Raw genomic sequence first — 25,913 nt, forward strand, 5'->3', positions numbered from 1 at the left:
AGGGTCGGCGCCATGGCTCGCACCACGTTCCTCGACTGGCCGGTGATCCGGCAGCTTCGCGGAGCGGATCCGACCGGTCGTGGCACCGCCGTCACCTCCGCGCGGACCCGCAGCATCGCGCCGCGCACCGCCGCCGCGGACGGCGTCGTCGACAGCGTCTGCCCCTACTGCGCCGTCGGCTGCAGCCAGCGCGTCCACCACCAGGACGGACGCGTCCTCAGCATCGAGGGCAACCCGGACTCCCCGATCTCCCGCGGTCGGCTCTGCCCCAAGGGGGCCGCGAGCGAGCAGCTCGCCAACTCCTCCCTCCGCCAGACCACGGTCCGCTACCGCCGGCCGTACGGGACCGAGTGGGAAGAGCTCGACCTCGACACCGCGATGGACATGATCGCGGACCGCTTCCTCGAGGCGCGCCGAAAGCACTGGGAGGACGTCGACGCGAAGGGCCACCCCCTGCGGCGCACGATGGGGATCGCGAGCCTCGGCGGCGCGACCATCGACAACGAGGAGAACTATCTGATCAAGAAGTTCTTCACCGCCGCAGGCGCCATCCAGATGGAGAACCAGGCCCGCATATGACACTCCGCCACGGTTCCCAGTCTGGGAGCCTCGTTCGGTCGTGGCGGAGCCACGAACACGGTGCAGGACTTCGCCAACGCTGACCTGATCGTCATCGAGGGCTCGAACATGGCCGAGGCCCACCCCGTCGCCTTCCAGTGGGTGATCGAGGCGAAGAAGCGCGGCGCGCGCGTGATCCACATCGATCCGCGCTTCACCCGCACCTCGGCGAACGCGGACCGGCACATCCCGATCCGCAGCGGCACCGACATCGTGCTGCTCGGCGGCGTGATCCGGCACGTGCTCGAGAACGAGCTGTTCTTCGACGAGTACGTGCGGGCCTACACCAACGCCTCGACGCTGATCTCCGAGGAGTACGGCGATCCCGAGGACCTCGGCGGCCTCTTCTCCGGCTACGACCCGGAGACCGGCACCTATGACGACTCCACCTGGGCGTACGCCGGGGATCCGGACCGCATCGCCCGCGGACTCCCCGAGCGCGACGAGACACTGCAGCACCCGCGCACAGTCTTCCAGATCCTGAAGCGCCACTACGCGCGCTACACGCCGCAGAGGGTGCAGGACACCTGCGGCATCTCCCCGGAGGACTTCGAGTTCCTGGCGCGCTCGATCGTGGAGAACTCGGGCCGCGAGAAGACGACGATGTTCGCGTACGCCCTCGGCTGGACCCAGCACCAGGGCGGTGCGCAGATGATCCGCACCTCCGCGATCCTGCAGCTGCTGATGGGGAACATGGGCCGCCCGGGCGGCGGGATCATGGCCCTGCGCGGCCACGCCACCATCCAGGGCTCCACCGACATCCCGACGCTCTACCACATCCTCCCCGGCTACCTGCCGATGCCGAAGGCCGGCCAGGACGACTTCGCCGAGTACGTCCGCTCCGTGGGGAGGAAGGAACAGAAGGGCTTCTGGGCGAACGCGGACGTCTACGCCGTGAACCTGCTGAAGGCCTGGTGGGGGGAGCACGCCACCGCCGAGAACGACTGGGGCTTCCACCACCTGCCCCGGCTCACCGGTGCCCACGGCACGTACCAGACGGTGATGCGGATGCTCGAGGGCGGGGTCGACGGATACTTCCTCTTCGGCCAGAACCCCGCCGTCGGCTCGGCCAACGGCCGCCTGCAGCGCCTCGGGCTCACCCACCTCAAGTGGATGGTGGTGCGGGACTTCTACATGATCGAGTCCGCGACCTTCTGGAAGGACGGGCCGGAGATCGAGTCGGGGGAGCTGTCCCCGGAGCAGATCGGCACCGAGATGTTCTTCCTCCCGGCCGCGAACCACACCGAGAAGGCCGGCTCCTTCACGCAGACCCAGCGCCTGGTGCAGTGGCGCGACAAGGCCGTGGACCCGCCCGGTGATGCGCGCAGCGACCTCGAGTTCATGTATGACCTGGGCTGCCGCATCCGCGAGAAGCTCCGCGACTCGACCGATCCGCGGGATCGACCGATCCTGGATCTGACCTGGGACTATCCCGTCGACGAGCACGGCGAGCCCGATGCGGAGGCGGTCCTCGCCGAGATCAACGGCCGCCACCTGACCGGGGAGAAGGCCGGTCAGCCGCTCGCCTCCTTCGGGGAGATGGCGGCCGACGGTTCGACCATGGGCGGCTGCTGGATCTACGCCGGCGTGCAGGCGGGCGGGGTCAACCGGGCACGCCGGCGCACCCCGGGACAGGATCAGGACGAGACCGCGGCAGACTGGGGCTGGGCCTGGCCCGCGAACCGTCGGATCCTCTACAACCGCGCCTCCGCCGATCCGGCCGGCCGGCCCTGGAGCGAGCGGAAGAAGTGGGTCTGGTGGGACGAGGAGGCCGGGACGTGGACCGGCAAGGACGTCCCCGACTTCCCGCCGACCAAGCGACCCGACGATCCCGGTGACCCGAGCAAGGGCGGCGCCGCAGCCCTCGCGGGAACCGACGCCTTCATCATGCAGTCCGACGGGAAGGGCTGGCTCTTCGCCCCGACCGGGATGGTCGACGGGCCGATGCCCACGCACTACGAGTCGCCCGAGTCGATGATTCGCAATCCGTTGTACGCGCAGCAGTCCAACCCCACGCGCGTCACCTTCCGCGACGAGGACAACCTCAGCTCGGCGGGCGCGATGGGGGCGAGCGGCGAGGTCTACCCGTACGTGTTCACCACCTACCGGATCACCGAGCACCACACCGCGGGCGGCATGAGCCGCTTCCTGCCCTATCTCGCCGAGCTCCAGCCCGAGATGTACTGCGAGGTCTCCCCGGAACTCGCCGAGGAGCTCGGACTCGAGCCCTACGGCTGGGCCACCATCATCTCGGCGCGCAATGCCATCGAGGCGAAGGTGCTGGTGACCGAGCGGATGACGCCGCTGCGCGTGGGGGAGCGGACCGTCCATCAGATCGGCCTGCCCTTCCACTGGGGGCAGGGCAGCGAGGCGATCGTGACCGGGGACGGGGCGAACGACCTGATCGGCATGAACCTCGACGCCAACACCCAGATCCAGAACAGCAAGAACAACGCCTGCACGATCCTCCCCGGTCGCCGGCCGCGCGGCGCCGGCCGGGCCGAGCTGGTCCGGGAGTACCGTCGGCGGGCCGGGCTGGTCCCCGCGCTGCACCCGCAGGTCGACGGAGCCGAGGGGGCGCCGGGTGCGGGACCGGTCGTCGAGGGGACGGCGCATCAGGTGCGCGGTCCCGTGGAGGCGACCGCCGTCCCCACGGGGGAGCCGACGATGAAGGAGATGAGGAACCGATGACCCTGCTCGCCGGACCCGAGGGACCCGCGGCGGAGGCCGGCTGGGGCCACGATCACGAGCGCCGGGGGTTCTTCACCGACACCTCGATCTGCATCGGCTGCAAGGCCTGCGAGGTGGCCTGCAAGGAGTGGAACCGCAACCCGATCGACGGGAACCTCGAGATCCTCGGCTCCAGCTACGACAACACCGGCGAGCTCGGCGCGAACACCTGGCGCCACGTGGCCTTCGTCGAGCAGGGCCGGGAGCGGATCGAGGAGGCGCGCGAGTCCGGGCGGAAGCTGGTCAGCCTCGGCATGCCGGGGATCGGGCCGAGGAGCGCCGGACCGCGCGGCGCCATGCCCGCCGGGGACATCGCGCAGGCGGACCGCACCCCGCCGGACACCCCTGAGTTCCGCTGGCTGATGTCTTCGGACGTGTGCAAGCACTGCACCAACGCCGGATGCCTCGACGTGTGCCCGACCGGCGCGATCTTCCGCTCCGAGTTCGGCTCCGTGGTGGTCCAGCAGGACGTGTGCAACGGCTGCGGCACCTGCGTCAGCGCCTGCCCCTTCGGGGTGATCGCGCGCCGCGACGACGGCACCGTCTCGCCCTTCGCCGTGCGCGAGGAGGAGGACCCGCGCCGCAACACCGCGAGCAAGTGCACGCTGTGCTACGACCGGCTCGTCGACGGCGAGCAGCCCGCCTGCTCCGCGACCTGCCCCACGCAGTCCATCACCTTCGGCGAGCACCCGGATCTCACCGCCGAGGCCCGGCGGCGCGTCGCCGATCTGCACGAGCGGGGCATGACCGAGGCTCGGCTGTACGGCGCGAACCCGCGGGACGGCGTCGGCGGCACCGGCTCGGTGTTCCTGCTGCTGGACGAGCCCGAGGTCTACGGCCTCCCGCCGGACCCGCAGGTGCCCACGAAGTCCCTGGCCCGCACCTACGCCCGCACCGGTCTCGCGGCCGCGGGCATGGTCGCGGCCGTCGCGCTGTCCTTCCTGGGGGCGCGCCGATGAGCCTCACCGCCTTCGACGCCGACCGACCGCCGGAGCAGCCCCGCCGCCGCGGCGGCGGGAGACGCCGCCGGCGCCGCGGTCTCGGCGAGGTCGGGATGGGCGACGGGTCCCGCGAGGGCGCCGTCGTCGAGGACGTCGAGATCGAGCGGTCCGGCGAGTACGACTCCTACTACGGCCGGCCCGTCGTCAAGGCCCCGCCGTGGAAGGCCCCGATCGCCGCGTACCTGTTCCTCGGCGGGGTCGCCGGCGGCTCCGCCCTGCTGGCCTTCGGCGCGCAGACCACGGGCAGGCCGACGCTGCGCCGCACGGCACGGCTCACGGCGCTGGGTACGATCGGGCTCGGCACCGTCGCGCTGATCGAGGACCTCGGCCGTCCGGAGCGCTTCCTGAACATGATGCGGACCGTGAAGGTCACGAGCCCGATGAGCCTGGGGACCTGGGTGGTGGGCGGGTTCGGCTCGCTCTCCGGGGTGCTCGGCGCGGTCGAGGTCGACCGCCTGGCGGGGGAGCGGCTGCCGCTCGGCCCGCTGCGCCCGCTGCTGCATGCCGCCGAGGGCCCGGCCTCCGTCGGCCAGGCGGTCCTCGCCCCGCTGCTGGCCTCGTACACCGGGGCGCTGCTCGGCAACACCGTCGTCCCCACCTGGGAGGCCGGCCGCGGCCACCTCCCGGTCCTCTTCGCCTCCTCCGCGAGCCTCGCCGCGGGCGGTGCCGCGATGGTCACCACCCCGGTGGAGGAGGCCGGACCGGCGCGGCTGCTCGCGGTCGCCGGTGTCGCGGGGGACGTGGTGAGCATGCACCGGATGAAGGAGTCGATGCACCCGCTCGAGCGGGAGCCGCTCGAGACCGGTGCCCCGGGGCAGCTGCTCGTCTGGGCGGAGCGCCTCGCCGTCGTCGGCGGGATCGGGGCGCTGCTGGGGCGGCGCAGCCGCGCGCTCTCGGTCGCGAGCGGTGCCGCGCTGCTCACCGCCTCGGCGCTGACCCGCTTCGGCGTGCTGCACGCCGGCCTCGAGTCCGTAAAGGACCCGCGTCGCGTGATCGAGCCGCAGAAGGCGCGCCTGGCGGCCCGCCGCGCCGCCGGCATCACCGTCGACTCGATCACCACCGCCGGCTGAGCGGGCGGCGGGAGCTCGGTCAGCGCACCCGGATCCCGGAGCCCGCGACCGTCTCGCCGATCACCGGGTAACCGGGCACCTCGCCGACCACGAGCAGCCCGCCCGAGGTCTGCGCATCGGCGAGCAGCAGCAGATCGTCCTCGGTGATCCCGGGACCCGCCTCGATCGCGGGCCGCACCCAGTCGAGGTTCCGTCGCGTCCCGCCGGAGACGAAGCCGTCCCGCAGCGCCTCCGCCGCCCCGTCGACGAGCGGCACCGCGCCCCGCTCGATCACGGCGCCGACCCCGGAGGCCCGGGCCATCTTCGCCAGGTGCCCGAGCAGCCCGAATCCCGTCACGTCCGTCGCTGCCCGGGCTCCGGCGGCCAGCGCCGCCCGGGACGCCTCGCGGTTCAGCGTGGTCATCACCTCGATCGCTGCGGTGGAGACCTCGCCGGTGGTCTTCATACGGTTGTTCAGCAGCCCCACCCCGAGCGGTTTGGTCAGGGTGAGCGGCAGGCCCGGCTCCGCGGCGTCGTTGCGCAGCAGGCGATCCGCCGGAGCGGTGCCGGTCACGGCCATGCCGTACTTCGGCTCGGGATCGTCCACCGAGTGGCCGCCGATGACCGGGACCCCGGCCTCCTGCGCGATCGCGAGACCGCCTCCGAGCACCTCCTGCAGCAGCTCGTAGGGCAGCACCCCGCGGGGCCACCCGACGAGGTTGATCGCGACCACGGGCTCGCCGCCCATCGCGTAGATGTCGCTGAGCGCGTTCGCGGCCGCGATCCGCCCCCAGTCGTAGGGGTCGTCGACGACGGGGGTGAAGAAGTCCGCGGTGGAGAGCACGGCGGTGTCCCCGTCCGGTCCGCCGATCCGCACCGCGGCGGCGTCGTCGCCGTCGTCGAGCCCCACGATCACCTGGTCGTACCGCTGCCCGGTCAGGCCCCGGACGACCTCCTCGAGCTCGCCCGGCGGGAGCTTCGAGGCGCAGCCGCCGCCGTGCGCCATGGTGGTCAGGCGGAGCCGGGGACCCGGCAGCGCGGGGACCACAGGAGCAGGTGCGCCGATCGTTGTCGGAGCGGTGTCGGGAGCGGTCGGGGGGAGGTCGTCGGCAACCATGCCCCGAGCCTAGCCGTCCCCGTGAAGCGGCAGGTGAGGCGGTGATAGCGTGGGAGATGGAGGCGTCTGCGCCCTGGTGGTCGCCCCAGTCTTCAAAACTGGTGGGACCGAGCATCTCGGTCCGGCGGGTTCGATTCCCGTCCGCCTCCGCCACACCGTCCGCGGTCGACGTCCGTCGGCCCCGCCCGCGCGAGCAGCGCGACGAGGAGGTCCCGTGCGCGCATCATCGTCGAGCGCCGGCGCCGGCCCCGGGGCCGGCATCGGCGAGGACCCGCGCCGCCGGATCCCCCGCACCGACCATCTGCTCGCCGATCCCGAGATCGCCGCGGCCGGGGCGAGCCTCGGCGCGGCCGTGCTGCGGCGCACGGTCCAGGGGGCGCAGGACCGCGCCCGACGCGGCGAGATCGGCCCCGAGGGCGTCCGCGACGCGGTGCTCGCCGCGCTCGCCCCTCGCTCCGCCGGATCGCTGCGCCCCGTCCTGAACGCCACCGGAGTGCTCGTGCACACGAACCTCGGCCGGGCCCCGCTCTCGGACGCCGCGAGGCAGGCCCTCCAGGACGCCGCGGGGTACACCGACGTCGAGCTCGACCTGGCAACCGGGATGCGCTCGCGGCGCGGCGCCGCTGCCCGCGCGGCGCTCCTCGCCGCCTGCCCCGCCGCCGAGGACGCGCTGGTCGTGAACAACGCAGCGGCCGCCCTGATGCTCGCGACCACCGCGCTCGCCGGCGGGCGCGAGGTGCTGTGGAGCCGCGGGGAGCTCGTCGAGATCGGCGCCGGTTTCCGCCTCGCCGATCTCGTCGCCTCCTCCGGGGTGCGCATCCGCGAGGTGGGCAGCACCAACCGTACCCACGCCGAGGACTTCCGGGCAGCCTGCGCGGCGGGACCGACGGGGGCGGACGTCGGCGCGGAGGGGAGCCCCGGCGTGGGCGCGATCCTCACCGTGCACCCGAGCAACTTCCGCCTCGAGGGATTCACGAGCGGCGTCGGCATCGCGGAGCTCGCCGCGATCGCCCACCAGCACGACCTGCCGCTGATCGCCGATCTCGGCTCCGGCCTGCTGCGCCCCGAACCGGCCCTGCCCGCCGAGCCCGACGCCGCCGGCGCCCTCGAGGCCGGCGCCGACCTGGTGCTGAGCAGCGCGGACAAGCTCCTCGGCGGGCCTCAGGCGGGGATCCTGCTGGGGCGGGCGGAGATCATCGCCCGCCTCGCCCGCCACCCCCTCGCCCGCGCCGTCCGTGCCGACAAGCTCGCCCTCGCCGCGCTCGAGGCGACCCTCCGCGGGCCCGTCCCGCCGGTGCTCGCCGCCCTGCGCGCCGATCCGCAGGCGCTCCGGGAGCGCAGCGCGCGCCTCGCCGCCCGGCTCGGCGGGGAGCTGCGGGCGCACGACGGGCGCGTCGGCGGCGGGGGAGGGATCGGGGTGCCCCTGCCCGGCTGGGCGGTCGCGCTCGAGGAGGGGCTCGCCGCCCCGCTGCGCACCGGCGATCCGGCCGTGGTCGGCACCGTCCGCGACGGCGTCTGCCTGCTCGACCTGCGCTGCGTGCCCGAGGCCGAGGACGGCGCGGTCGAGCGGGCCGTGCTCGCCGCCCGCGCCCGCCTCGAGGCGGAGACCCCCGCCCCATGAGCCAGGTGATCGCGACCGCCGGCCACGTCGATCACGGCAAGTCCACCCTGGTCCGCGCCCTGACCGGCATCGAACCGGACCGGCTCGCGGAGGAGCGGCGGCGCGGACTCACGATCGAGCTCGGCTTCGCCGGGACCGTGCTCCCCTCGGGGCGGGAGGTCGCGTTCGTGGACGTCCCCGGGCACGAGCGCTTCCTCGCCACGATGCTCACGGGCCTCGGCCCCGCCCCGCTGGTCTGCTTCGTCGTGGCTGCCGACGGCGGCTGGAGCGCTCAGTCCTCCGACCACCGCGATGCGATCGCCGCCCTCGGCCTCGACCAGGGCCTGCTCGTGATCACCCGCACCGACCTCGCCCCGGACCGGACCTTCGAGGTCACCGCCCGCGCCCGCGAGGAGCTCGCGGGCACCGGCCTCGCGGACGTCCCCGCGGTCGCGGTCTCCGCCCGCACGGGGGAGGGGATGGAGACCCTGCGCGAGGTGCTGGACGAGGTGGTCGCCGGAGCGCGGACCCCCGACGAGACCGCCGACGTGCGCCTGTGGGTCGACCGCTCTTTCTCGCTCCCCGGGGCGGGCACCGTGGTCACCGGCACCCTCGGCGCGGGCGCCCTGCGGGTCGGCGACGAGCTGGACCTGGTCGGCGCGGGCCAGGCGCGACGCACCACCGTGCGTGCGCTGCAGTCCGGCGGCGAGGACGCCGAGCAGCTCGGACCCGTGCGGCGCGCGGCCGTGAACCTGCGTGGTGCCGACGCCGGCTCGATCCACCGCGGCGACGCCCTGCTCACCCCCGGGGCCTGGGACCTCGTCGGCGTCGTCGACGCACGGGTAGACCTCCTCGGCGCGCTGGACGAACTCGGCGCGGCGCCCGCGGAGCTCGTCGCCCATGCGGGCACCGCCGCGGTGCCGGTGCGTCTGCGCCCCCTCGGCGGTCCCCACGCCCGCCTCACCCTCGACCGGCCGCTGCCGCTGCGCTGCGGCGACCGGCTCGTGCTGCGCGGCAGCGGCGAGCACCCGCTGCTCGGCGGCGCTCTGGTGCTCGACGTCGATCCGCCCGTGCTGACCCGTCGCGGGGACGCCGCCCGTCGGGCCGCTGCGCTCGCGGGGATCGGGGCCGACGGGGATGCCGCCGGGATCATCCGCCGCCACGGGGCGGTGCCGTCCGGGCGGCTCGTCCGGCAGGGGGTCCGCCTCCTGGACCCGCTGCCCGAGGGGATCGCGCGCGCAGGCGATCTGCTGGTGGACCGCGAGGCGCAGGCGGCCTGGTCGCGGCGGCTCGCCGAGCTGGTCGACGCCGAGCACACGGCCCGTCCGCTCTCGGCCGGGCTGCCGCTCAAGGCCGCCCTCGACGCGCTCGCCGCCCGCCGGGACGATGCCCGGACCGGTACGCGGGCCGGCACCGCCGGGCCCGCCGCCCCGCCGCTGCCCGCCGCGCTCGGCCCCGCGCTGCTCCCGAGGCTGCTGCGCGCCGCGGGCCTCGTCGAGCGGGACGGCCGGCTCGTCGATCCGGTGCGTGCGGGAGGGCTCGGTCAGGCGGAAGCGGCGATCACCCGGCTCGAGGAGCGGCTGCGCGCAACACCCTTCGCCGCTCCCGAGGCGGAGGAACTCGCCGCCCTGGGTCTCGGACCGGAGCAGCTCGCCGCCGCGGCCCGGCAGGAGCGGATCCTGCGCCTGCCGGGCGAGGTGGTGCTGTTGCCGGCCGCGGCGGCCCTCGCCATGCGCGAGCTCGCCCGGCTGGAGCAGCCCTTCACCGCTTCCGCGGCGCGGCAGGCGCTCGGCACCACCCGCCGGGTCGCGATCCCGCTGCTCGAGCATCTCGATCGCCGCGGCTGGACGAGGCGCGTCGACGCCGGCCGCCGCGAGATCGTGCGCTGACCGCCCGCCGCCCGGAATGGGGAGTGCTCCCCATGGTCGGTTCCGGGCATCCGTCCTAGGCTCCGATTCAGATTAGGGACGAGCATCCGCCGACGGGGCGGGGCAGGGGAGGGGACGACATGAGCGGGTTCCTCGGAGCGGACACCGAGCAGCTGCGCACGCAGGCAGAGGCCTGCCGGCGCGAGGCGGGCACGCTGCACGACCTCCTCGGAACCACCTCGGCGCTGATCGCTTCGGTCGACTGGAACGGGCCCGACGCCGACGCCTTCCGGGAGCGGTGGACCTCCCACGTGCGGGCGGGGATCTCCGCGCGGGCCGAGGAGTTGCGGGCGCGCGCCGACCAGCTGCGGGAGCACGCCGAGGAGCAGGACAGCGCCTCCGCGAACGGCCGTGGGGCAGGACCAGGACACGGCCCCTTCGGGCTGCCGCTGCCCTTCCCCTTCCCGCTCCCCGGCCCCTTCGGTCCTCTCGGCCCCGGTGGGCCGTTCGGTCCGGGTGGTCCCTTCGGGTCCGGAGGGCCCTTCCCGCCCTTCCCCCTGCCGACGCCGTCGGGTCCCCCGGCCCCGCCGTTCTTCTACGGCGACCCGGGCTATTCGACCCGGGGCACCACCTTCGGGGAGCAGCGCCCCATCGGGGACGACTTCACCTGGACGCCGGAGCTCCTGCCCGGTCAGGAGATCAGCAATGACGCGGGCTACGTGGACGTTCACGCAGGGGCGAACTACAGCGCCGGCACCAACGTCACCACCGACCCGTACGGCAACACCACCGCCACCATCGGCGGCCGCGGGAGCCTCGAGGCGGGGGTCGAGACCCGGCTGAACGGCCCGTTCGGGACGGGGCTCACCACCAGCCATCGGGTCGGGGCGGAGGCGTACGTCGAGGCCGGCGGCACGCTCGGGCCGGACGGTTACTCCTACGGTGCCAAGGCGGGCTCGGGCCTGTACGCCTCCCAGAGCGCGACGCTCGACGGGCCCTTCGGGTCCTCCAGCACCATCACCACCGACGCCTACGTCGGCGCCAACGCGAACGCCTACAGCTACGCCCACGTCACCCGGAACGAGGACGGCCAGGCCAACGGGTTCACGATCGGCGGCGGCGCGAACGCCTTCGCCGGCGGCCAGGTCACCCAGACCTACGAGAGCACCAGTCCGGGCGGATGGTTCTCCTCCTCGACGTCGATCAGCGAGAAGGCCGGGGCCGGGGCCGGGGCCTCCGCCGGCGCGACCGTCTCGACCGACGAGGTCTCGGTGAACGTCGGCGGGCAGCTCGCGGTCGAGCTCGGGCTGGGCGGGACCACGAGCCTCGCCATCCACCCCAACCAGATCGTCAACACCTTCACCCCCGGCGACTATGACATCGACGACGCCATCTCCGACGCCTCCGGTGCCTGGGACAGCGCGAGCAGTGCGGTCAGCGACACCGTCAGCTCCCTGAACCCGTTCGACTGATGACCCTCGCCCTCGAGGGCGAGGGTCCGGGGCGGAGCGGCTCGTCGGCCGCGATCCGCCTCAGCGGTGGCCGGGGTGGCGCGCCCACCACGCGGCGTGCGCCGCGGTGATCGCCTGCGCGGCACGGAGGTAGCCGCCGTCGGCGGAGTTGCCGCCCTCTCCGGAGGACATGGCCACGGCGCCGACGGACACGACGGTCCCGTCCAGCAGGTGCAGGCGCACCCCGGTGGGACCCCGCCGTGCCGTGGGCACCTCCACCCCGCGCACCGCCGAGAAGGGAACCGAGCGGCGGGCGCTGGTGAGAGTCCGCCAGGAGACGTCCTCCGTGCTGACCGTGACCGAGGAGCGCTGTCCGGCCAGGAACAGCAGCACCCCGGCGATCATGCCGATCGGGACGAAGAGCAGCATCAGCAGCACCCAGGCGTCCTCGCTCGAAAGCCACAGCAGCACCGGGAGCGGCACGAACACGAGGATGTCGAGGACGGCGATCAGCGGGCCGACGACGCGCAGCATCGCCGCCGACCCGCTGCGATAGGTGCGAGCACTCATCAGGGACCGATCGATCCCCCCGGTCAGGACGCGGTGCCCTGGCCGCCGCGCGGCTGCTTCACCGGCGGCTCGCCGAGCACGGCGTCCTCGGTGGTGATGCCCTCGACCTCCGCGCCGATGATCTCGAGCGCCTCGATCCTGCCCAGTGCCATCAGGTCGTCGCGCGCGGCCTCGAGGTGTGCGGCCGTGGCCTGCGGGGCGCGCACCGTCACCGAGAGCACCGGCGTCTTCTGCGAGACCTTCGCATCGGACTTCAGGCGGCGCACCACGATCGCGGCCTGCGCGACCGCGTCGAGCAGGGCGGCGTCCTGCCCCGCGGCGGCCTCGCGCAGGGGCGCGGCCTCGGGCCAGGGCTGGGTGTGCACCGAGCCGTCCCGCCACCACGACCACACCTCCTCGGTCGCGAAGACGATCACCGGGGCGAACAGCCGCAGCTGCACCTCGAGCGCGATCGCGAGCGCCGCCCGCGCGGAGTCCGCGCCGGCCTGCCCGGTCGCGGAGTTGCCGTGAGCGCGCTCCTTGACCAGCTCGATGTAGTCGTCGCAGAACGCCCAGAAGAAGGGCTCGACGAGCTCGAGCACCCGCGCGTAGTCCATCTCGTCGAAGGCGGCGGTGGACTGCTCGACGACCTCGGCGAGGTTCGCCAGCAGCGCCCGGTCCAGCGGATCGGTGACGACGACGGGATCGGCGGCCAGGCGGCCCGCCGGATCCGCGGGCGCCTCGCCGAAGCCGAGCGCGAACTTCGAGGCGTTGAGGATCTTGATCGCGAGACGACGGCCGATCTTCATCTGCCCCTCGTCGAACGCGGTGTCCACGCCCTGGCGGGCCCGGCCGGCCCAGTAGCGGACGCCGTCGGAGCCGTGCTGCTGCAGCAGGCCGATGGGGGTGACGACGTTGCCCTTGGACTTGGACATCTTCTTGCGGTCCGGGTCCAGGATCCAGCCGTTGATCGAGGCGTGCTTCCACGGCAGGGCGTCCTGCTGCAGGTGCGAGCGGACGATCGTGGAGAACAGCCAGGTGCGGATGATGTCGTGGCCCTGGGGGCGCAGGTCCATCGGGTAGACCTTCTCGAACAGCCCATCGGACTCAGCGTCACCGTGCCAGCCGCCCGCGAGCTGCGGGGTGAGCGAGGAGGTGGCCCAGGTATCGAGGATGTCCGGGTCCGCGACGAACCCGCCGGGCTGGTTCCGCTGCTCCTCGGTGAAGCCCTCGGGCACGTCGATCGTCGGGTCGATCGGGAGCCGGTCCACGGAGGGGGTCAGCACGGCGTCGTAGTCCGTCTCGCCGTCGGCGCCGACGCCGTACCAGACCGGGAAGGGCACGCCGAAGAAGCGCTGGCGGGAGATCAGCCAGTCACCGGCGAGGCCCTCGACCCAGTTGCGGTAGCGGGCCTCCATGTGGGCGGGGTGCCAGGTCAGCTCCTTGCCGCGGGCGATGAGCGCATCGCGCAGGCCGCCCTCGGACTGGTCGCGGCCGCCGTTGGTCAGGTACCACTGGCGGGAGGTCACGAACTCGAGCGGCTTGTCGCCGTTCTCGTAGAACTTCACCGGGTGGGAGATCTTCTCGATCTCGCCGGTGAGGTCGCCGGACTCCGTCGCCATCTCCACCACGCGCTTCTGCGCGCTGAACACGGTGAGCCCGGCGAGCTCGGCGTAGTTCGCCTGCCCCTCGGGGGAGGTGATCCACGGAGTCTCCGGGAGGAAGCGGCCGTCGCGGCCGATCACCGAGCGGGTGGGCAGCTCGAGCTCGCGCCACCAGGTGACGTCGTTCGCGTCGCCGAAGGTGCAGATCATCGCGATGCCGGCGCCCTTGTCGGGCTGGGCGAGGGGATGGGCGAGCACGGGCACCTCGACACCGAACAGGGGTGAGGTGACGGTGGTGCCGAACAGGCCCTGGTAGCGCTCGTCGTCGGGGTGGGCGACGAGGGCCACGCACGCGGGCAGCAGCTCGGGGCGGGTGGTCGCGATGACGACCTTCTCGCCGGAGCCGTCCGTGCGGGTGAAGCCGAGGCGGTGGTAGGCGCCCTCGCGGTCGCGATCCTCCTGTTCCGCCTGGGCGACGGCGGTGCGGTAGGTGACGTCCCACATGGTGGGGGCCTCGGACTGGTACGCCTGGCCGGCGGCGAGGTTCTCCAGGAAGGCTCGCTGGGAGGTCGCGCGGGAGTGGGCGTTGATGGTCTGGTAGCCGTGCTTCCAGTCCACGGAGAGGCCGAGGGCGCGGAAGACGTCCTCGAAGGACTTCTCGTCGATCTCGGTGAGGCGCTCGCACAGCTCGATGAAGTTGCGGCGGGAGATCGGCAGCTGGTTCGCGGCCTTCGCCGACTTGTTGTCGCCGCCCTCCTGCGGGGGCGTGAAGTCAGGGTCGTAGGGCAGCGACGGATCGCAGCGCACGCCGTAGTAGTTCTGCACCCGGCGCTCGGTGGGCAGGCCGTTGTCGTCCCAGCCCAGCGGATAGAAGATGTTCCTCCCGCGCATGCGCTGGTAGCGGACGATCATGTCCGCCTGCGAGTAGCCGAAGACATGGCCGACGTGCAGCGAGCCCGAGGCCGTGGGCGGCGGGGTGTCCACGCTGAACACCTGATCACGGGTGGTCTCCGGATCGAAGGAGTACAGCTGCTGCTCGCTCCATACGCCGTCCCACTTCTCCTCGAGGCCCTCGAGGGAGGGACGATCGGGGATCGAGGTCTGGGCGTCAGGGCGCGATGCGGTGTCGGTCATGCGGGACATTGTTCCAGGTCTGCGGCGCGGTGCAACGCAGACGTCGGCAGTGTGAGCGCCCTCGCGTCCGGGGCGGCCGCGGCCCGGGGACGTCGAGGTCCGGCGCTCCGTGATGCGAGCTGCAAGATATCGCAGCTCGCATCACCCGCGTCCCCGCGCCGACGAGGGCTGGGCTCGGGGTGCCCCGATGGGGGGTGGGCTCTGGGTGCGCCGACGAGGGCGGGGCTCGGGGTGCGCCGACGGGGGCTGGTGCAAGGGCGGGCGGCGCGGACGGGCCGCTCACGGCACGCGCGCGGTCCACTCCTCGCTGCCGAACTTCGTCTCGACGAGCTGCCGGGCCCGCGCGAGCTCGTCCTCGGTGTACGTCGACTCGGTCGTGTCGTAGCGGGTGCGGAAGTAGTCCAGGAACCCGTCGATGATCTGCTCCCGGGCCAGTCCCGTCTGGGAGCGCATCGGGTCCACGCGCTTGTTCGCGCTGCGGGTGCCCTTGTCGGAGAGCTTCTCGCGGCCGATCCGCAGCACCTCGCCCATCTTGGCGGCGTCGATGTCGTAGCTCATCGTCACGTGGTGCAGCAGCACGCCGCCTGCGAAGCGGCGCTGGGCGGCGCCGCCGATCTTGCCCTGCTCGGAGGCGATGTCGTTGAGCGGGACGTAGCGGGCCTTCACCCCGATCTCGGCGAGGGCGCCCATCACCCAGTCGTCGAGATAGGCGTAGGCCTGCTCGAAGCTCAGCCCCTCCACCAGCGAGGTGGGGACGACCAGGGAGTAGGTGATGCAGTTGCCCTGCTCCATGAACATGGCGCCGCCGCCGGTGATGCGCCGCACCACACCGATGCCGTGCCGTGCCGCGCCCTCGGGGTCGATCTCGTTGCGCAGCGACTGGTAGGAGCCGATCACCACGAGCGGCGAGTCCCAGTCCCAGAGGCGGAAGGTGGGCCCGCGCCGACCGGCGACCATCTCGAGCGGCAGCACCTCGTCGAGCGCCACGTGCATCACGGGCGGCAGCACGAGGGGAGGGATCACCTCGAAGGTCAGGTCCTCCCAGCTCGAGGCGTGCCCGAGAGCGCGACGCACCGCGATCGCGACCGCCTCGGCGTCGAAGCCGATCATCTGCACCGGTTCCGGTCGCCCGGCGAGGCGGTCGGTGATCGCGGCGGCGAGCTCGGCGGCTGTCGCGTCGGTGTGCATGCCCATCAGCGCGGCGTTCAGGTCCTCGAGCGCCTCGTCGGGCTCGAGGAAGAAGTCGCCGAACACGTGCGCGGACACGATCCGGCCGTCTGCCACCGTCACGTCGACCGCGACCAGCTTCCCTCCCCGCACCTTGTACTCGCCGTGCAGGACCTGCGTCTCCTCGGGGGTCACCATGGCTCCATTGTGCGCCGATGGGACGGGGGCCGCGGGCCCGGGACCGCGCGTCAGGGGATCGTCAACGAACGCAGCGCCTTGTGGACCTCCCACACGAAATCCGCCGTCGACTGGCTCTTGCGGGGCGCGACCGCGTAGGTCTCGGCCGGCCGGTCCGGAGACGCCTCGCGGGTGACCCGCGGGATGAGGTTCCGCCACTCGCGCGAGCCGCCCACCCACAGGCGGTACTCGGTGCCGGAGTCGTCGCCGCGCTGCACCAGGCGCACGCCGAAGGAGGTCGCGGTCAGGGCGGGCTGGCGGCGGGCGGGGGCGAGGTCGAAGCCGCGGTCGCGCAGCAGCATCGGGTTCAGCACCGCCCACAGCAGCAGCCGGGCGCCCTCGACGGCGGAGGAGGCGGGCTCGCCGATCAGCTCGCCCGTCTCCGGCGGGGTGCCGGCCTCGGTGCGCCAGGCCGTCCGCCGGGACAGCTGCGCGAGCCGCTCCTCGGCGGCGGTGCGGTCCGCCTCGTCCACCAGCGCCCCGATGCCGAGCGGGACCGGCGACTGGCCGGTGCGCAGGAAGTGCACGGGCGACCCGTGATCCGCCTCCCCGAACTCGAGGCCGGTGCGAGTGCGGCCCACGCCGGCCTGCAGGTGGGCATCGGTCTGACCACGGCGGGTGGAGAAGCGGGGACTGGTGCCGAACAGGGTGCGGGAGGCGTGGTGCAGCACGTCGAGGTGGGCGCGGAACTCGCGGGCGGTGTCCTTGTCGGTGAGCAGGCGCTTCGCATCGACGGGGAACTGCACGACGGGTCGGCCCGCGTTCTCGCCGACCTCGCCGAGGGTCTCCCAGAGGTGGGCGTGACCGGGATCCGCCTTCGGCATGCGGCGACCGACGCGCGCCCAGCTGGTGGCGACGACGCCGTCCGGGACCGGTCCGTCGAGCTCGGCCCGATCGGTGTGGCGGGCGATCGCGAGCAGCAGATGCTGCGGGGAGGACCCCAGCGCCGTCCGCATCTGCTGCAGCTGGGCGGTCGAGAAGGGTCCGCCGACGCGCAGCGAGATCGCGAGGCGCGCCCCGTCGTCGCTCTCGGTGCCCGAGGGGAGGAGCTCGGCGACGAGGTCGGGGGAGGAGCGACGCAGCCGCGGGGCGGCCGTGATCGAGCCGGTGGTGTGCTCCGTGCGACCCACCACGCGCAGGAAGGCGTCGCGGCTGCGCGGGGACATCAGCACGAACTCGAGCATGTGACGCAGCATCACCTCGATGCGCACGTTGCGCTCGGACCAGTTCTCGAGATCCGGGGAGGAGGAGGCTCGGTCGACCGCGTAGGTGAGCATCTGGCCGACGGTGGCGTAGGAGCGGGCCATGGTCCTCCTTCTGACGGGGTAGTCGTCCATTATGTCCCCGCCCAGTCTGTGACATCGCAGGTGAGAGGGGAAGACGGGGGACGACGCGGGGTGGAGGGCCCGCAGGGGGTCAGGCGGTGGGGCCGTTCTGGGCGATCCGCCGCACCAGGTCCTCGATCGCGGGCTCGCTGAGGGAGAGGTCGCGCACCTCCGCCTGGGCACCGATCACGGCGAGGATCCCCGGCACCGTGTGCTCCTGCCCCGAGAAGCGGAGCCGATGCCGGATCCCGTCGGCCTCTACCCCGGACTCCAGCACCCCGGGCGGCAGCTCGAGGTGCTCCCGCGGGGCGGCGAGGTCGACGATCAGCTCGCGCGGCGCGCCGAGGTGTCGGCGGAAGTCCTCGAGGGAGCCGTCGTAGGCGACCGTCCCCTCGCTGACCACGACGATCCGCTGGCAGAGCCGCTCGACATCGCCCATGTCGTGGGTGGTGAGGAAGAGCGTGGAGCCCCGCTCCGCGCGGTCCTCGCGCAGGAACCGCCGCAGTCCCTCCTTCGAGACCAGGTCCAGGCCGATCGTCGGCTCGTCGAGCACCACCAGCTCGGGGGAGTGCAGCAGCGCCGCCGCGACCTCGCCGCGCATCCGCTGGCCGAGGGACAGCTGGCGCACCGGGCGGGAGAGGAAGGTCGCCAGGCCCAGGCCCTCGACGAGACGCTCGAGCCGGGCCTCGCGCTGCCGCTCGGTGAGGCGGTGCATGGCGCCGAGGATCCCGTAGGACTCCCGCAGCGGCAGGTCCCACCACAGCTGCGAGCGCTGCCCGAAGACGACACCGATCTCCCGCGCCAGACGGCGCCGTTCGGGCACCGGATCGCGCCCGAGCACCCGCACCGAGCCCGCCGTCGGGCGCAGGATCCCGGTCATCATCTTGATGGTGGTCGACTTCCCGGCGCCGTTGGCGCCGACGAAGCCCACCGCCTCCCCGCGCTCGATGCGCAGGGAGACCTGGTCGACCGCGCGCACGATCCGGCGGCGCCGCCGACGCTCGCCCGGCTCGGCCGCGCGGACCGCGTAGTCACGGCGCAGGTCCTCCAGCACGACGGCGGGGGAGGCGGGGGCGGTGGCGGCATCGGGTCGGGTGGGTTCGGGGGTGCTCATCCGCCGGCTCCTGTGTATCTGCGGACCCCCGCCCGCCAGAGCACGGCCGCGAGGATCCACACCAGCACCGCGGCGGGCGCGCCCGCCCAGCCGGCCGACGTCGGGATCAGCGCGGGACCGGGCAGGTCCAGCAGGACGAGGGTGGGGGCGTAGGCGACGAGGGTCGCCGGGATGACGAAGGTGAAGAAGGCCCGCAGCGGCAGGGCGAACACCGCGCCGGGGGTGGTGGCGACGTAGTTGCCGCCGTAGGTGAAGGCGTTCGCGAACTCGCGCCCGTCGATCAGCCAGAACTGCAGGGCGCCGGCGAGCACGAACAGGCCGCCGAAGATCGCCGCCCCGGCGAGCGGCGCGAGCACGGCGAGCAGCAGCGTCTCCGGTCGGGGGGAGAAGTCGGCGACGACGAGCGCCGCGACGTACATGACCAGGCCCACCCCGATCCGTCCGATGCGCCGCAGCGAGAGGTCCAGGCTCGAGATCTGCAGCAGCATCGGCACCGGGCGCAGCAGCAGGGTCTCGAGCTTCCCCGACCGGATCGCGGCGGAGAGCGAGTCGGTCTCCCCGAAGAACATGTCGGCGAGGCCGAAGGCGAGGGCGCCTAGCCCGTAGACCACCGCGACCTGGGCGAGGGTCATCCCGCCGAGGGTGCCGACCCGGGTGAGGATCACCCACAGCTCGAGGAACTCGATGCCCACCACGAGCAGCTGCCCCAGCACGTCGGCGAGGAAGCTGGTGCGGAAGGTCGCCTGCGAGCGGATCCGGGAGGCGTACAGCATCCAGATCATCCGCGGCGTCGAGACCGGCCGGTCCGCCGGGTCGAGACGGCCGACGGTGGTGTTGCGCTCAGCCACCCTGCACCTCCAGGCTGCGCACCCCGGCGCGGAGCACGGCCCAGGCCGCGAGGGCGAGCACCCCTATCCATCCCGCCTGCACCGCGACCAGGCCCGCCGCCTCCGCGACGGGGACCCGCCCCGAGAGGGTGTCGATCGGGGTCTGGATCATCGAGGGGAAGGGGGTGGCGCGCGCGATCGCGAGCAGCCAGTCCGGGAACCAGACGATGGGGATCAGGAAACCCGACAGCAGGTTCATCACCGCCATGTACACCACCGACAGGCCGCGGGTCTCCACGAGCCAGAAGGCGGCGAGGTTGACGAGCATGTCCGCGAGGAAGGCGAGGGTGATCGCGAGCAGCAGCGAGAGCAGCCCCAGCGGGTAGGACAGCGGATCCTCGGGCAGGGCCAGACCCGTGATCAGGGCGCCGATCAGCAGCGGCGGCAGGCCGCGACCCAGCAGGAGGAACGAGGAGCGGCCCAGCTTCTGCGCGTAGAAGAGGGTCAGGAAGGGCACCGGGCGGAGCAGGTCCACGGCGATGTCGCCCTGGTGCACCCGCTGCGACACCTCGCGGGTCCCGAAGGCCTCGATCGGGGCGAGCAGCGCCTGCCCGAGCCATACGTAGGTCGCGGCCTGCAGCGCGGTGTACCCGGCCAGCTCGCCGTCGGCCGTCGCGATCGCCGCGAACAGGATCGAGGCCCGGATCAGCCCGAACACCGAGTTGGTGAACACCCCGGCAGCGGTGGCGAGGCGATAGGTCGAGTACTGCCGGAAGGCGGCGACGGCGACCCTCCAGTGCACGGACACCCGCGCGACAGTAGCCATCCGCGCGGCCCGTCGCAAGGGGGTGTGATCGGTCGGTCGCTCCGGCGGGGTCCCGGCGCAGTACCCTGTGGCGGTCCCGCCCCCTCCCCCTGAACCGGACTGCCATGAACTCCGTCGACACCCCTGCCGAGAGCACCGTCGCTCCCGACCCCGCGGGCCCGGCCGCTCCGCGTCGTCCCCGATTCGGCCTGCTGCCGCGGATCGCGGTCGCGATCGTGCTCGGCATCCTGCTGGGCCTGGTGATGCCCGAGGCGATCGCCCGGGTCTTCACCACCTTCAACGGCCTCTTCTCGGGCTTCCTCGGCTTCCTCATCCCGCTGATCATCGTCGGCCTCGTGACCCCGGCGATCGCCGAGCTCGGCCGCGGTGCCGGGAAGCTGCTCGCCGCGACGGCGGGCATCGCCTATCTCTCCACGATCCTCTGCGGCTTCTTCGCCCTCGCGCTGTCCCTGCTGGTGCTGCCGCGGATGCTCGACGGCGCCGAGGTGGTGAGCCTCGAGAACCCCGAGGACTCCGCGATCGCCCCGTACTTCTCGATCGAGATCCCGCCGGTCTTCGACGTGATGACCGCGCTCGTGCTCTCCTTCTGCCTCGGCATCGGCCTGACCCTGGTGCGCCGCGGCGCCCTCCAGGAGAGCTTCGAGCAGCTGCGCACGATCGTGGTGCGCACCATCGAAGCGGTCATCATCCCGCTGCTGCCGGTCTACATCTTCGGCATGTTCCTGGGCCTGACCATGAACGGCCAGATCTGGACCGTGATCGGCACCTTCCTCGCCGTGGTGCTGCTGGTGTTCGCCATGACCGTGGTCGTGCTCCTGGCGCAGTACACCGTCGCCGGGCTCGCCGTGGGGAAGAACCCGCTGCGGATGCTGTGGACCATGGCCCCGGCCTACATGACCGCGCTCGGCACCAGCTCCTCCGCCGCGACGATCCCGGTCACGCTCGAGTGCACCAAGCGCAACGGGGTGCCCGAGGCGGTCGCCGGCTTCGTGGTGCCGCTGTGCGCGACCATCCACCTTGCCGGCTCGACGCTGAAGATCACCACCTTCTCCGTCGCGATCCTGGTCGTGACGGGCATGCCGATCGACGTCTGGGCGCTCGCCGGCTTCGTGCTGATGCTCGGCGTGGTGATGATCGCGGCGCCGGGCGTCCCCGGCGGCGCGATCATGGCAGCCGCCGGCATCCTCTCCTCGATGCTCGGCTTCAGCGAGGCCGCGGTGGGTCTGATGATCGCCTCGTACATCGCGATCGACTCCTTCGGCACCGCCACCAACGTCACCGGCGACGGTGCGATCGCGGCGCTCATGGGCCGGTTCACGAAGGGCCGCGAGGGCCTCGTGGCCGCGAGCGGCCGCGCCCCCGAGGTGCACGGCATCTGACACCGCCCGACGGGGCGGGTCGACCGGTGCGTCGGCCCGCCCGTCCGTGCATCCGGGCTGCCCCTCGGGCCGCCCAACGGCCCCCGTGTCCGCTCCGCGGCACGGCCCCTTGACCCGTGCAGCGGCCACTCCTACTCTCCACATATGAATACCTCGTCAGATGTGCAGGAGTCGGCGGTGGCAGACCCCGCGCCGGGGCAGGGGGATGCGGGGCGGATCGCCGCCGCCCGTGCGCATCTGCCCGCGCCCGCCGCGACGGCCGCGACCGCCGAGGTCTTCTCCCTCCTCGGCGATCCCACCCGGCTCACCCTGCTGCTCGCCCTGCTCGAGGGGGAGCTGTGCGTGCACGATCTGGCGGAGATCAGCGGACAGTCCGACTCCTCCACCTCTCACGCCCTCAAGCTGCTGCGCGCCCATCGCGTGGTCGCCACCCGCCGCGACGGCCGCCGGGTGTTCTACCGGCTGGACGATCCGCACGTGCGGATGCTGCTGGACCTCGCGGTCGCCCACACCGCCCACACCGACGCGGGAACCCGCTGATGGGCGCCGGGCACGCCCACGGTGCGGGGCACTCCCACGGTGCGGGACACTCCCACGGTCCCTCGGCCCTCGAGCTGAGCGCGAGCGGTCGGCATCGCCGCCGGCTCCTCGTCTCCCTCGTCCTGATCGGCACGTTCTTCGTCGTCGAGCTCGTGACGGCGCTCCTGACCGGCTCGCTCGCCCTGCTCTCCGACGCCGGGCACATGGCCGCCGACGTCCTCACCCTCACCGCGGCCCTCGGCGCGACCGTGCTCGCTGCGCGCACCGCCCGCAGCAGCCGGCTCAGCTTCGGCCTCTACCGGGTCGAGGTCTTCGCCTCCCTGCTCGCGGTGATGGTCATGCTGGCCGTCGCCGTCTGGGTGGTGATCGAGGCGATCGGCCGGATCGACACCCCCGCGGCGATCGACACCGGCCCGATGCTCGTCGTCGGCGTGCTGGGCCTGCTCGTGAACCTCGTGGTGATGCGCCTGCTGGCCGCCGGGGCACAGGAGAGCCTGAACCTCAAGGGCGCCTACCTCGAGGTGCTCGCGGACACCGTCGGCTCGGTCGGCGTGATCGTCGCGGCGGTGCTCGTGGCCCTCACCGGCAGCGCCCTCGCCGACACCGTCGTCGCCCTCGCGATCGGCGCCTTCATCGCCGTGCGCGCGGTGATGCTGGGTCGCGAGGTGTTCGGGGTGCTCGCCCAGGAGACCCCGCGCCACCTCGACGCCGAGGGCATCGAGACCCACCTCGGGGAGGTCCCCGGCGTCGCCGAGGTGCATGACCTGCATCTGTGGACGCTCACCTCCGGCATGGATGTACTCACCGCCCACCTGCGGGTGGAGCCGGGGGCCGACGCCCACGGTGTGCTCGATGCCGCCCAGCAGGTGCTGCGCGAGGCGCACGGCCTCGACCACAGCACCCTGCAGATCGAACCGGCGGAGCATCGCACCGACGAGGAGAGCTCCTGGTGAGCGCAGGGGCGGGCGCCGGGGCGAGCGCCCGGCGGACGTAGGCTCGGACCCATGAGCTCTCCCGTCGCGCACCCTGCGTCCTCCGCGTCTTCAGCGTCTCCGGTCCCGCCTCCCGCCCTGACCGCCGTGGTCACCGGGGCGTCCTCCGGCATCGGTCGCGCGACCGCCGCCCGCCTCGTCGCCGACGGCTGGCGCGTCCTCGCCGTCGCCCGCCGCGAGCAGCGTCTCGCGGAGCTCGCCGCGGAGACCGGCTGCGAGGTCCTGGGCGTGGACATCACCGAGGACGCCTCGGTCGACGCCCTCGTCGGCCGGGTCCACGAGCTCTTCGGTGATGGCCTCAACGCCCTCGTCCACGTCGCGGGCGGCGCCCTCGGCATCGAGCCCGCCGCGGAGGCGGACCTCGAGAAGTGGCAGCGCATGTACGACATCAACGTGCTCGGCACCGTGCGCGTCACCCGCGCCCTGCTGCCCGCCCTGCGGGCGAGCGGCCGCGGCGACCTGCTGTTCGTCACCTCGGTCGCCGCCCAGGAGGCCTACCCCGGCGGGTCCGGCTACAACGCCGCCAAGGCCAGCGAGCACATGCTCGCCGCAGCCCTCCGCCTCGAGCTCAACGGCGAGAAGGTCCGCGTCATCGAGATCGCCCCCGGCATGGTGCACACCGAGGAGTTCTCCCTCGTGCGGCTCGGCGATCAGGAACGGGCCGACGCCGTCTACGACGGGGTCGAGAACCCGCTTACCGCCGAGGACTGCGCCGACGTCATCTCCTATGCCCTGAACGCCCCGCACCACGTGAACCTCGACCTGGTGACGGTGCGCCCCCTCGCGCAGGCCGCGGCGCATCGGGTCGCGCGCCACCAGGGGGTCTGATGGTCCACGGCGGATTGCCGGGCGGCGGCATGGGCATGGGCCTGGGCGGCGGAGGCGGAGGCAGGGGGCCCGAGGAGCGGCTCCCGAAGGGGCAGAAGGCCGACGTGCGCCGGGTGCTCGCCCTGTTCTCGCCCTACCGGGCGACCCTCATGGCGGTCCTCGCCCTGATCGTGCTCGGCGCCGCGGCGGGCGTCGTCTCCCCCTTCCTGGTGCGGGAGATCGTCGACGTCGCGCTGCCCGAGCAGCGCGCGGACCTGCTCGGCTGGGCGGTCGGCGGGCTGATCGCCGTCACCATCGTCTCCAGCGCCCTGGGCGTCACCCAGGCGATGCTCTCGACCCGGGTAGGACAGTCCGTCATGCACGACCTGCGCGTCGCGGTCTACGGCCACCTGCAGCGGATGGGGCTGGGCTTCTTCACCCGCACCCGCACCGGCGAGATCCAGTCCCGCATCTTCTCCGACATCGGCTCCATGCAGGCCGTGGTCACCAACGTCATGACCCAGATCGTCTCGAGCGGCGCGGGGATCCTCATGGCGATCGTGGCGATGTTCGCCCTCGACTGGCGGCTGACCCTCTTCTCGCTCGTCGCCCTGCCCTTCGCGGTGTGGATGAACCGGCGCGTCGGCGGGCGCCGACGGGCGATCGTCAAGCAGCGGCAGGAGAAGGCGGCGGACCTCTCCGCCGGCATCCAGGGGTCGCTGTCCGTCTCCGGGATCCTGCTGGGGCTGACCATGGGGCGCACCCGCGCCCTGGTGGACGACTTCACCGCCGACTCCCGCGGGCTCGCCGATCTCGAGGTGCGCTCCGAGATGGCCGGCCGCTGGCACATGGCCGTGTTCACCACGCTGATGGCGCTGTTCCCGGCGCTGACCTACCTCCTCGGCGGGCATCTGCTGTTCGCCGACCGCGGGGTCACCATCGGCACCCTCGTCGCCTTCATCGCCCTGCAGTCGAGCCTGTTCCCGCAGATCAACGGCATGCTCCGGGTCGCGAACCAGGTCAACGCGTCCCTCGCCCTGTTCACGCGGGTCTTCGAGTACCTCGATGCCCCGCTCACCGTGACCGACGCCCCCGGCGCGACGGCCCTGGATCCCGCCACCGCGCGCGGCGAGATGCGCCTCGAGCACGTGGACTTCACCTATCCCGGCGCGGAGGAGCCCTCGCTCCACGACATCGACCTGGTGATCCCCGCCGGGAAGCACACCGCGCTCGTGGGGACCACCGGGTCGGGCAAGACCTCGACCGGGTACCTCCTCGCCCGGCTCTACGATCCCTCGTCCGGGCGCATCACCCTCGATGGCCACGACCTGCGCGAGCTGACCCGCGAGTCGCTCGCCGCGTGCCTCGGCGTCGTCACCCAGGAGACCTACCTGCTGCACGCGAGCATCGCCGAGAACCTGCGCTTCGCCCGGCCGGGGGCGAGCGACGAGGAGCTCGTCGCCGCCTGCCGGATCGCCCAGATCCACGACCACATCGCCGCCCTGCCCGACGGATACGCCACGATCGTGGGGGAGCGGGGCTACCGGTTCTCCGGCGGGGAGAAGCAGCGCCTCGCCCTCGCCCGCACGATCCTGCGCGACCCACCGGTGCTCCTGCTCGACGAGGCGACCTCCGCCCTCGACACCGCCACCGAGCGTGCCATGTCCGGGGCGCTCGACGCCGTCTCCCGCGGCCGCACCGTCATCTCCATCGCGCACCGGCTCTCGACGATCCGTGACGCCGACCAGATCGTGGTCCTCTCCGCGGGCCGGATCATCGAGCGCGGCACCTATGCGGAGCTCCTCGCCGCCGGCGGGGCCTTCGCCGAGCTCGCGGCGCGGGACGAGGGTGCAGTCGCGGGCTGAGGGGGCCGACGCGGGCTGATCCGCGAGGCGGCTCGGGTACCGCCTCGGGGAACGTCCCCCCGAGGTCTGACCGCCCCGGTGGCGCCGTCGACCAAAGACGGGGTCCTCACCCC

19 protein-coding genes and 1 tRNA gene are annotated in these 25,913 nt (G+C 73.1%); 12 read left to right on the plus strand and 8 right to left on the minus strand.

What is annotated here, in order from left to right; all coding sequences use genetic code 11:
• The first annotated feature begins 12 nt into the window (after positions 1-12).
• Genes fdnG through nrfD form a run of 3 tightly spaced genes read left to right on the plus strand, consistent with a single transcriptional unit; the run spans position 13 to position 5,419 of the window.
• Positions 13-3,309, plus strand: a complete 3,297-nt coding sequence (gene fdnG, locus ACZCAH_RS09980) for a formate dehydrogenase-N subunit alpha (protein ID WP_464340929.1) — start codon at positions 13-15, stop codon at positions 3,307-3,309.
• On the plus strand, positions 3,306-4,307 hold the full coding sequence (locus ACZCAH_RS09985; protein WP_464340930.1) for a 4Fe-4S dicluster domain-containing protein: 1,002 nt from the start codon (positions 3,306-3,308) through the stop codon (positions 4,305-4,307). Before fdnG ends, ACZCAH_RS09985 begins: the two co-directional genes overlap by 4 nt.
• A complete protein-coding gene (nrfD, locus tag ACZCAH_RS09990) occupies positions 4,304-5,419 on the plus strand; it encodes an NrfD/PsrC family molybdoenzyme membrane anchor subunit (protein ID WP_464340931.1) in 1,116 nt (371 codons plus the stop codon). Before ACZCAH_RS09985 ends, nrfD begins: the two co-directional genes overlap by 4 nt.
• Positions 5,420-5,438: 19 nt before the next feature.
• On the opposite strand, the gene selD is transcribed toward nrfD, so the two are convergent.
• Complete coding sequence (gene selD, locus ACZCAH_RS09995) at positions 5,439-6,515, minus strand: selenide, water dikinase SelD (protein ID WP_464340932.1); 1,077 nt, start codon at positions 6,513-6,515, stop codon at positions 5,439-5,441.
• Between the two features lie 58 nt (positions 6,516-6,573).
• Between selD and ACZCAH_RS10000 the strand changes: the two genes are divergently transcribed.
• From ACZCAH_RS10000 to ACZCAH_RS10015, 4 genes are all read left to right on the plus strand, one after another.
• A tRNA-Sec gene (locus ACZCAH_RS10000) sits at positions 6,574-6,668 on the plus strand.
• Between the two features lie 61 nt (positions 6,669-6,729).
• Entirely contained in the window at positions 6,730-8,136 is a 1,407-nt protein-coding gene (gene selA, locus ACZCAH_RS10005) for an L-seryl-tRNA(Sec) selenium transferase (RefSeq protein WP_464340933.1), read from the plus strand.
• Complete coding sequence (locus tag ACZCAH_RS10010; protein ID WP_464340934.1) at positions 8,133-10,004, plus strand: SelB domain-containing protein; 1,872 nt, start codon at positions 8,133-8,135, stop codon at positions 10,002-10,004. Before selA ends, ACZCAH_RS10010 begins: the two co-directional genes overlap by 4 nt.
• Before the next feature lie 119 nt (positions 10,005-10,123).
• A complete protein-coding gene (locus ACZCAH_RS10015; protein WP_464340935.1) occupies positions 10,124-11,455 on the plus strand; it encodes a WXG100 family type VII secretion target in 1,332 nt (443 codons plus the stop codon).
• A 60-nt stretch (positions 11,456-11,515) separates the two neighbouring features.
• On the opposite strand, the gene ACZCAH_RS10020 is transcribed toward ACZCAH_RS10015, so the two are convergent.
• From ACZCAH_RS10020 to ACZCAH_RS10050, 7 genes are all read right to left on the minus strand, one after another.
• The gene (locus tag ACZCAH_RS10020) at positions 11,516-12,004 is read right to left on the minus strand and encodes a PH domain-containing protein (RefSeq protein WP_464340936.1); all 489 of its coding nucleotides are present in this window, start codon (positions 12,002-12,004) and stop codon (positions 11,516-11,518) included.
• Between the two features lie 23 nt (positions 12,005-12,027).
• On the minus strand, positions 12,028-14,721 hold the full coding sequence (gene valS, locus ACZCAH_RS10025) for a valine--tRNA ligase (RefSeq protein WP_464340937.1): 2,694 nt from the start codon (positions 14,719-14,721) through the stop codon (positions 12,028-12,030).
• Positions 14,722-15,000: 279 nt separating this feature from the next.
• Positions 15,001-16,059: a lipoyl protein ligase domain-containing protein gene (locus ACZCAH_RS10030; protein ID WP_464340983.1), complete on the minus strand. Its 1,059-nt coding sequence runs from the start codon at positions 16,057-16,059 to the stop codon at positions 15,001-15,003.
• A 77-nt stretch (positions 16,060-16,136) separates the two neighbouring features.
• Positions 16,137-17,432, minus strand: a complete 1,296-nt coding sequence (locus ACZCAH_RS10035) for a hypothetical protein (RefSeq protein WP_464340938.1) — start codon at positions 17,430-17,432, stop codon at positions 16,137-16,139.
• A gap of 109 nt (positions 17,433-17,541) precedes the next feature.
• Positions 17,542-18,564: an ABC transporter ATP-binding protein gene (locus tag ACZCAH_RS10040; protein WP_464340939.1), complete on the minus strand. Its 1,023-nt coding sequence runs from the start codon at positions 18,562-18,564 to the stop codon at positions 17,542-17,544.
• Positions 18,561-19,412 (minus strand): ABC transporter permease, encoded by an 852-nt coding sequence (locus ACZCAH_RS10045; RefSeq protein WP_464340940.1) that lies wholly within the window; start codon positions 19,410-19,412, stop codon positions 18,561-18,563. The genes ACZCAH_RS10040 and ACZCAH_RS10045 overlap by 4 nt, the downstream gene beginning before the upstream one ends.
• Positions 19,405-20,199: an ABC transporter permease gene (locus ACZCAH_RS10050; protein ID WP_464340941.1), complete on the minus strand. Its 795-nt coding sequence runs from the start codon at positions 20,197-20,199 to the stop codon at positions 19,405-19,407. Before ACZCAH_RS10050 ends, ACZCAH_RS10045 begins: the two co-directional genes overlap by 8 nt.
• 122 nt (positions 20,200-20,321) lie before the next feature.
• On the opposite strand from ACZCAH_RS10050, the gene ACZCAH_RS10055 reads away from it, so the two are divergent.
• From ACZCAH_RS10055 to ACZCAH_RS10075, 5 genes are all read left to right on the plus strand, one after another.
• Positions 20,322-21,596 carry a dicarboxylate/amino acid:cation symporter gene (locus ACZCAH_RS10055; protein ID WP_464340942.1) on the plus strand — a complete coding sequence of 425 codons (1,275 nt, stop codon included), beginning with the start codon at positions 20,322-20,324 and terminating at the stop codon, positions 21,594-21,596.
• A gap of 144 nt (positions 21,597-21,740) precedes the next feature.
• The gene (locus ACZCAH_RS10060) at positions 21,741-22,136 is read left to right on the plus strand and encodes an ArsR/SmtB family transcription factor (protein ID WP_464340943.1); all 396 of its coding nucleotides are present in this window, start codon (positions 21,741-21,743) and stop codon (positions 22,134-22,136) included.
• A complete protein-coding gene (locus ACZCAH_RS10065; RefSeq protein ID WP_464340944.1) occupies positions 22,136-23,089 on the plus strand; it encodes a cation diffusion facilitator family transporter in 954 nt (317 codons plus the stop codon). The genes ACZCAH_RS10060 and ACZCAH_RS10065 overlap by 1 nt, the downstream gene beginning before the upstream one ends.
• A 51-nt stretch (positions 23,090-23,140) precedes the next feature.
• Positions 23,141-23,956 carry an SDR family oxidoreductase gene (locus ACZCAH_RS10070; RefSeq protein ID WP_464340945.1) on the plus strand — a complete coding sequence of 272 codons (816 nt, stop codon included), beginning with the start codon at positions 23,141-23,143 and terminating at the stop codon, positions 23,954-23,956.
• Positions 23,956-25,800 (plus strand): ABC transporter ATP-binding protein, encoded by a 1,845-nt coding sequence (locus ACZCAH_RS10075; protein ID WP_464340946.1) that lies wholly within the window; start codon positions 23,956-23,958, stop codon positions 25,798-25,800. Before ACZCAH_RS10070 ends, ACZCAH_RS10075 begins: the two co-directional genes overlap by 1 nt.
• The last annotated feature ends 113 nt before the right edge of the window (positions 25,801-25,913 follow it).

Source organism: Brachybacterium sp. B718/18 (genome assembly GCF_055454375.1).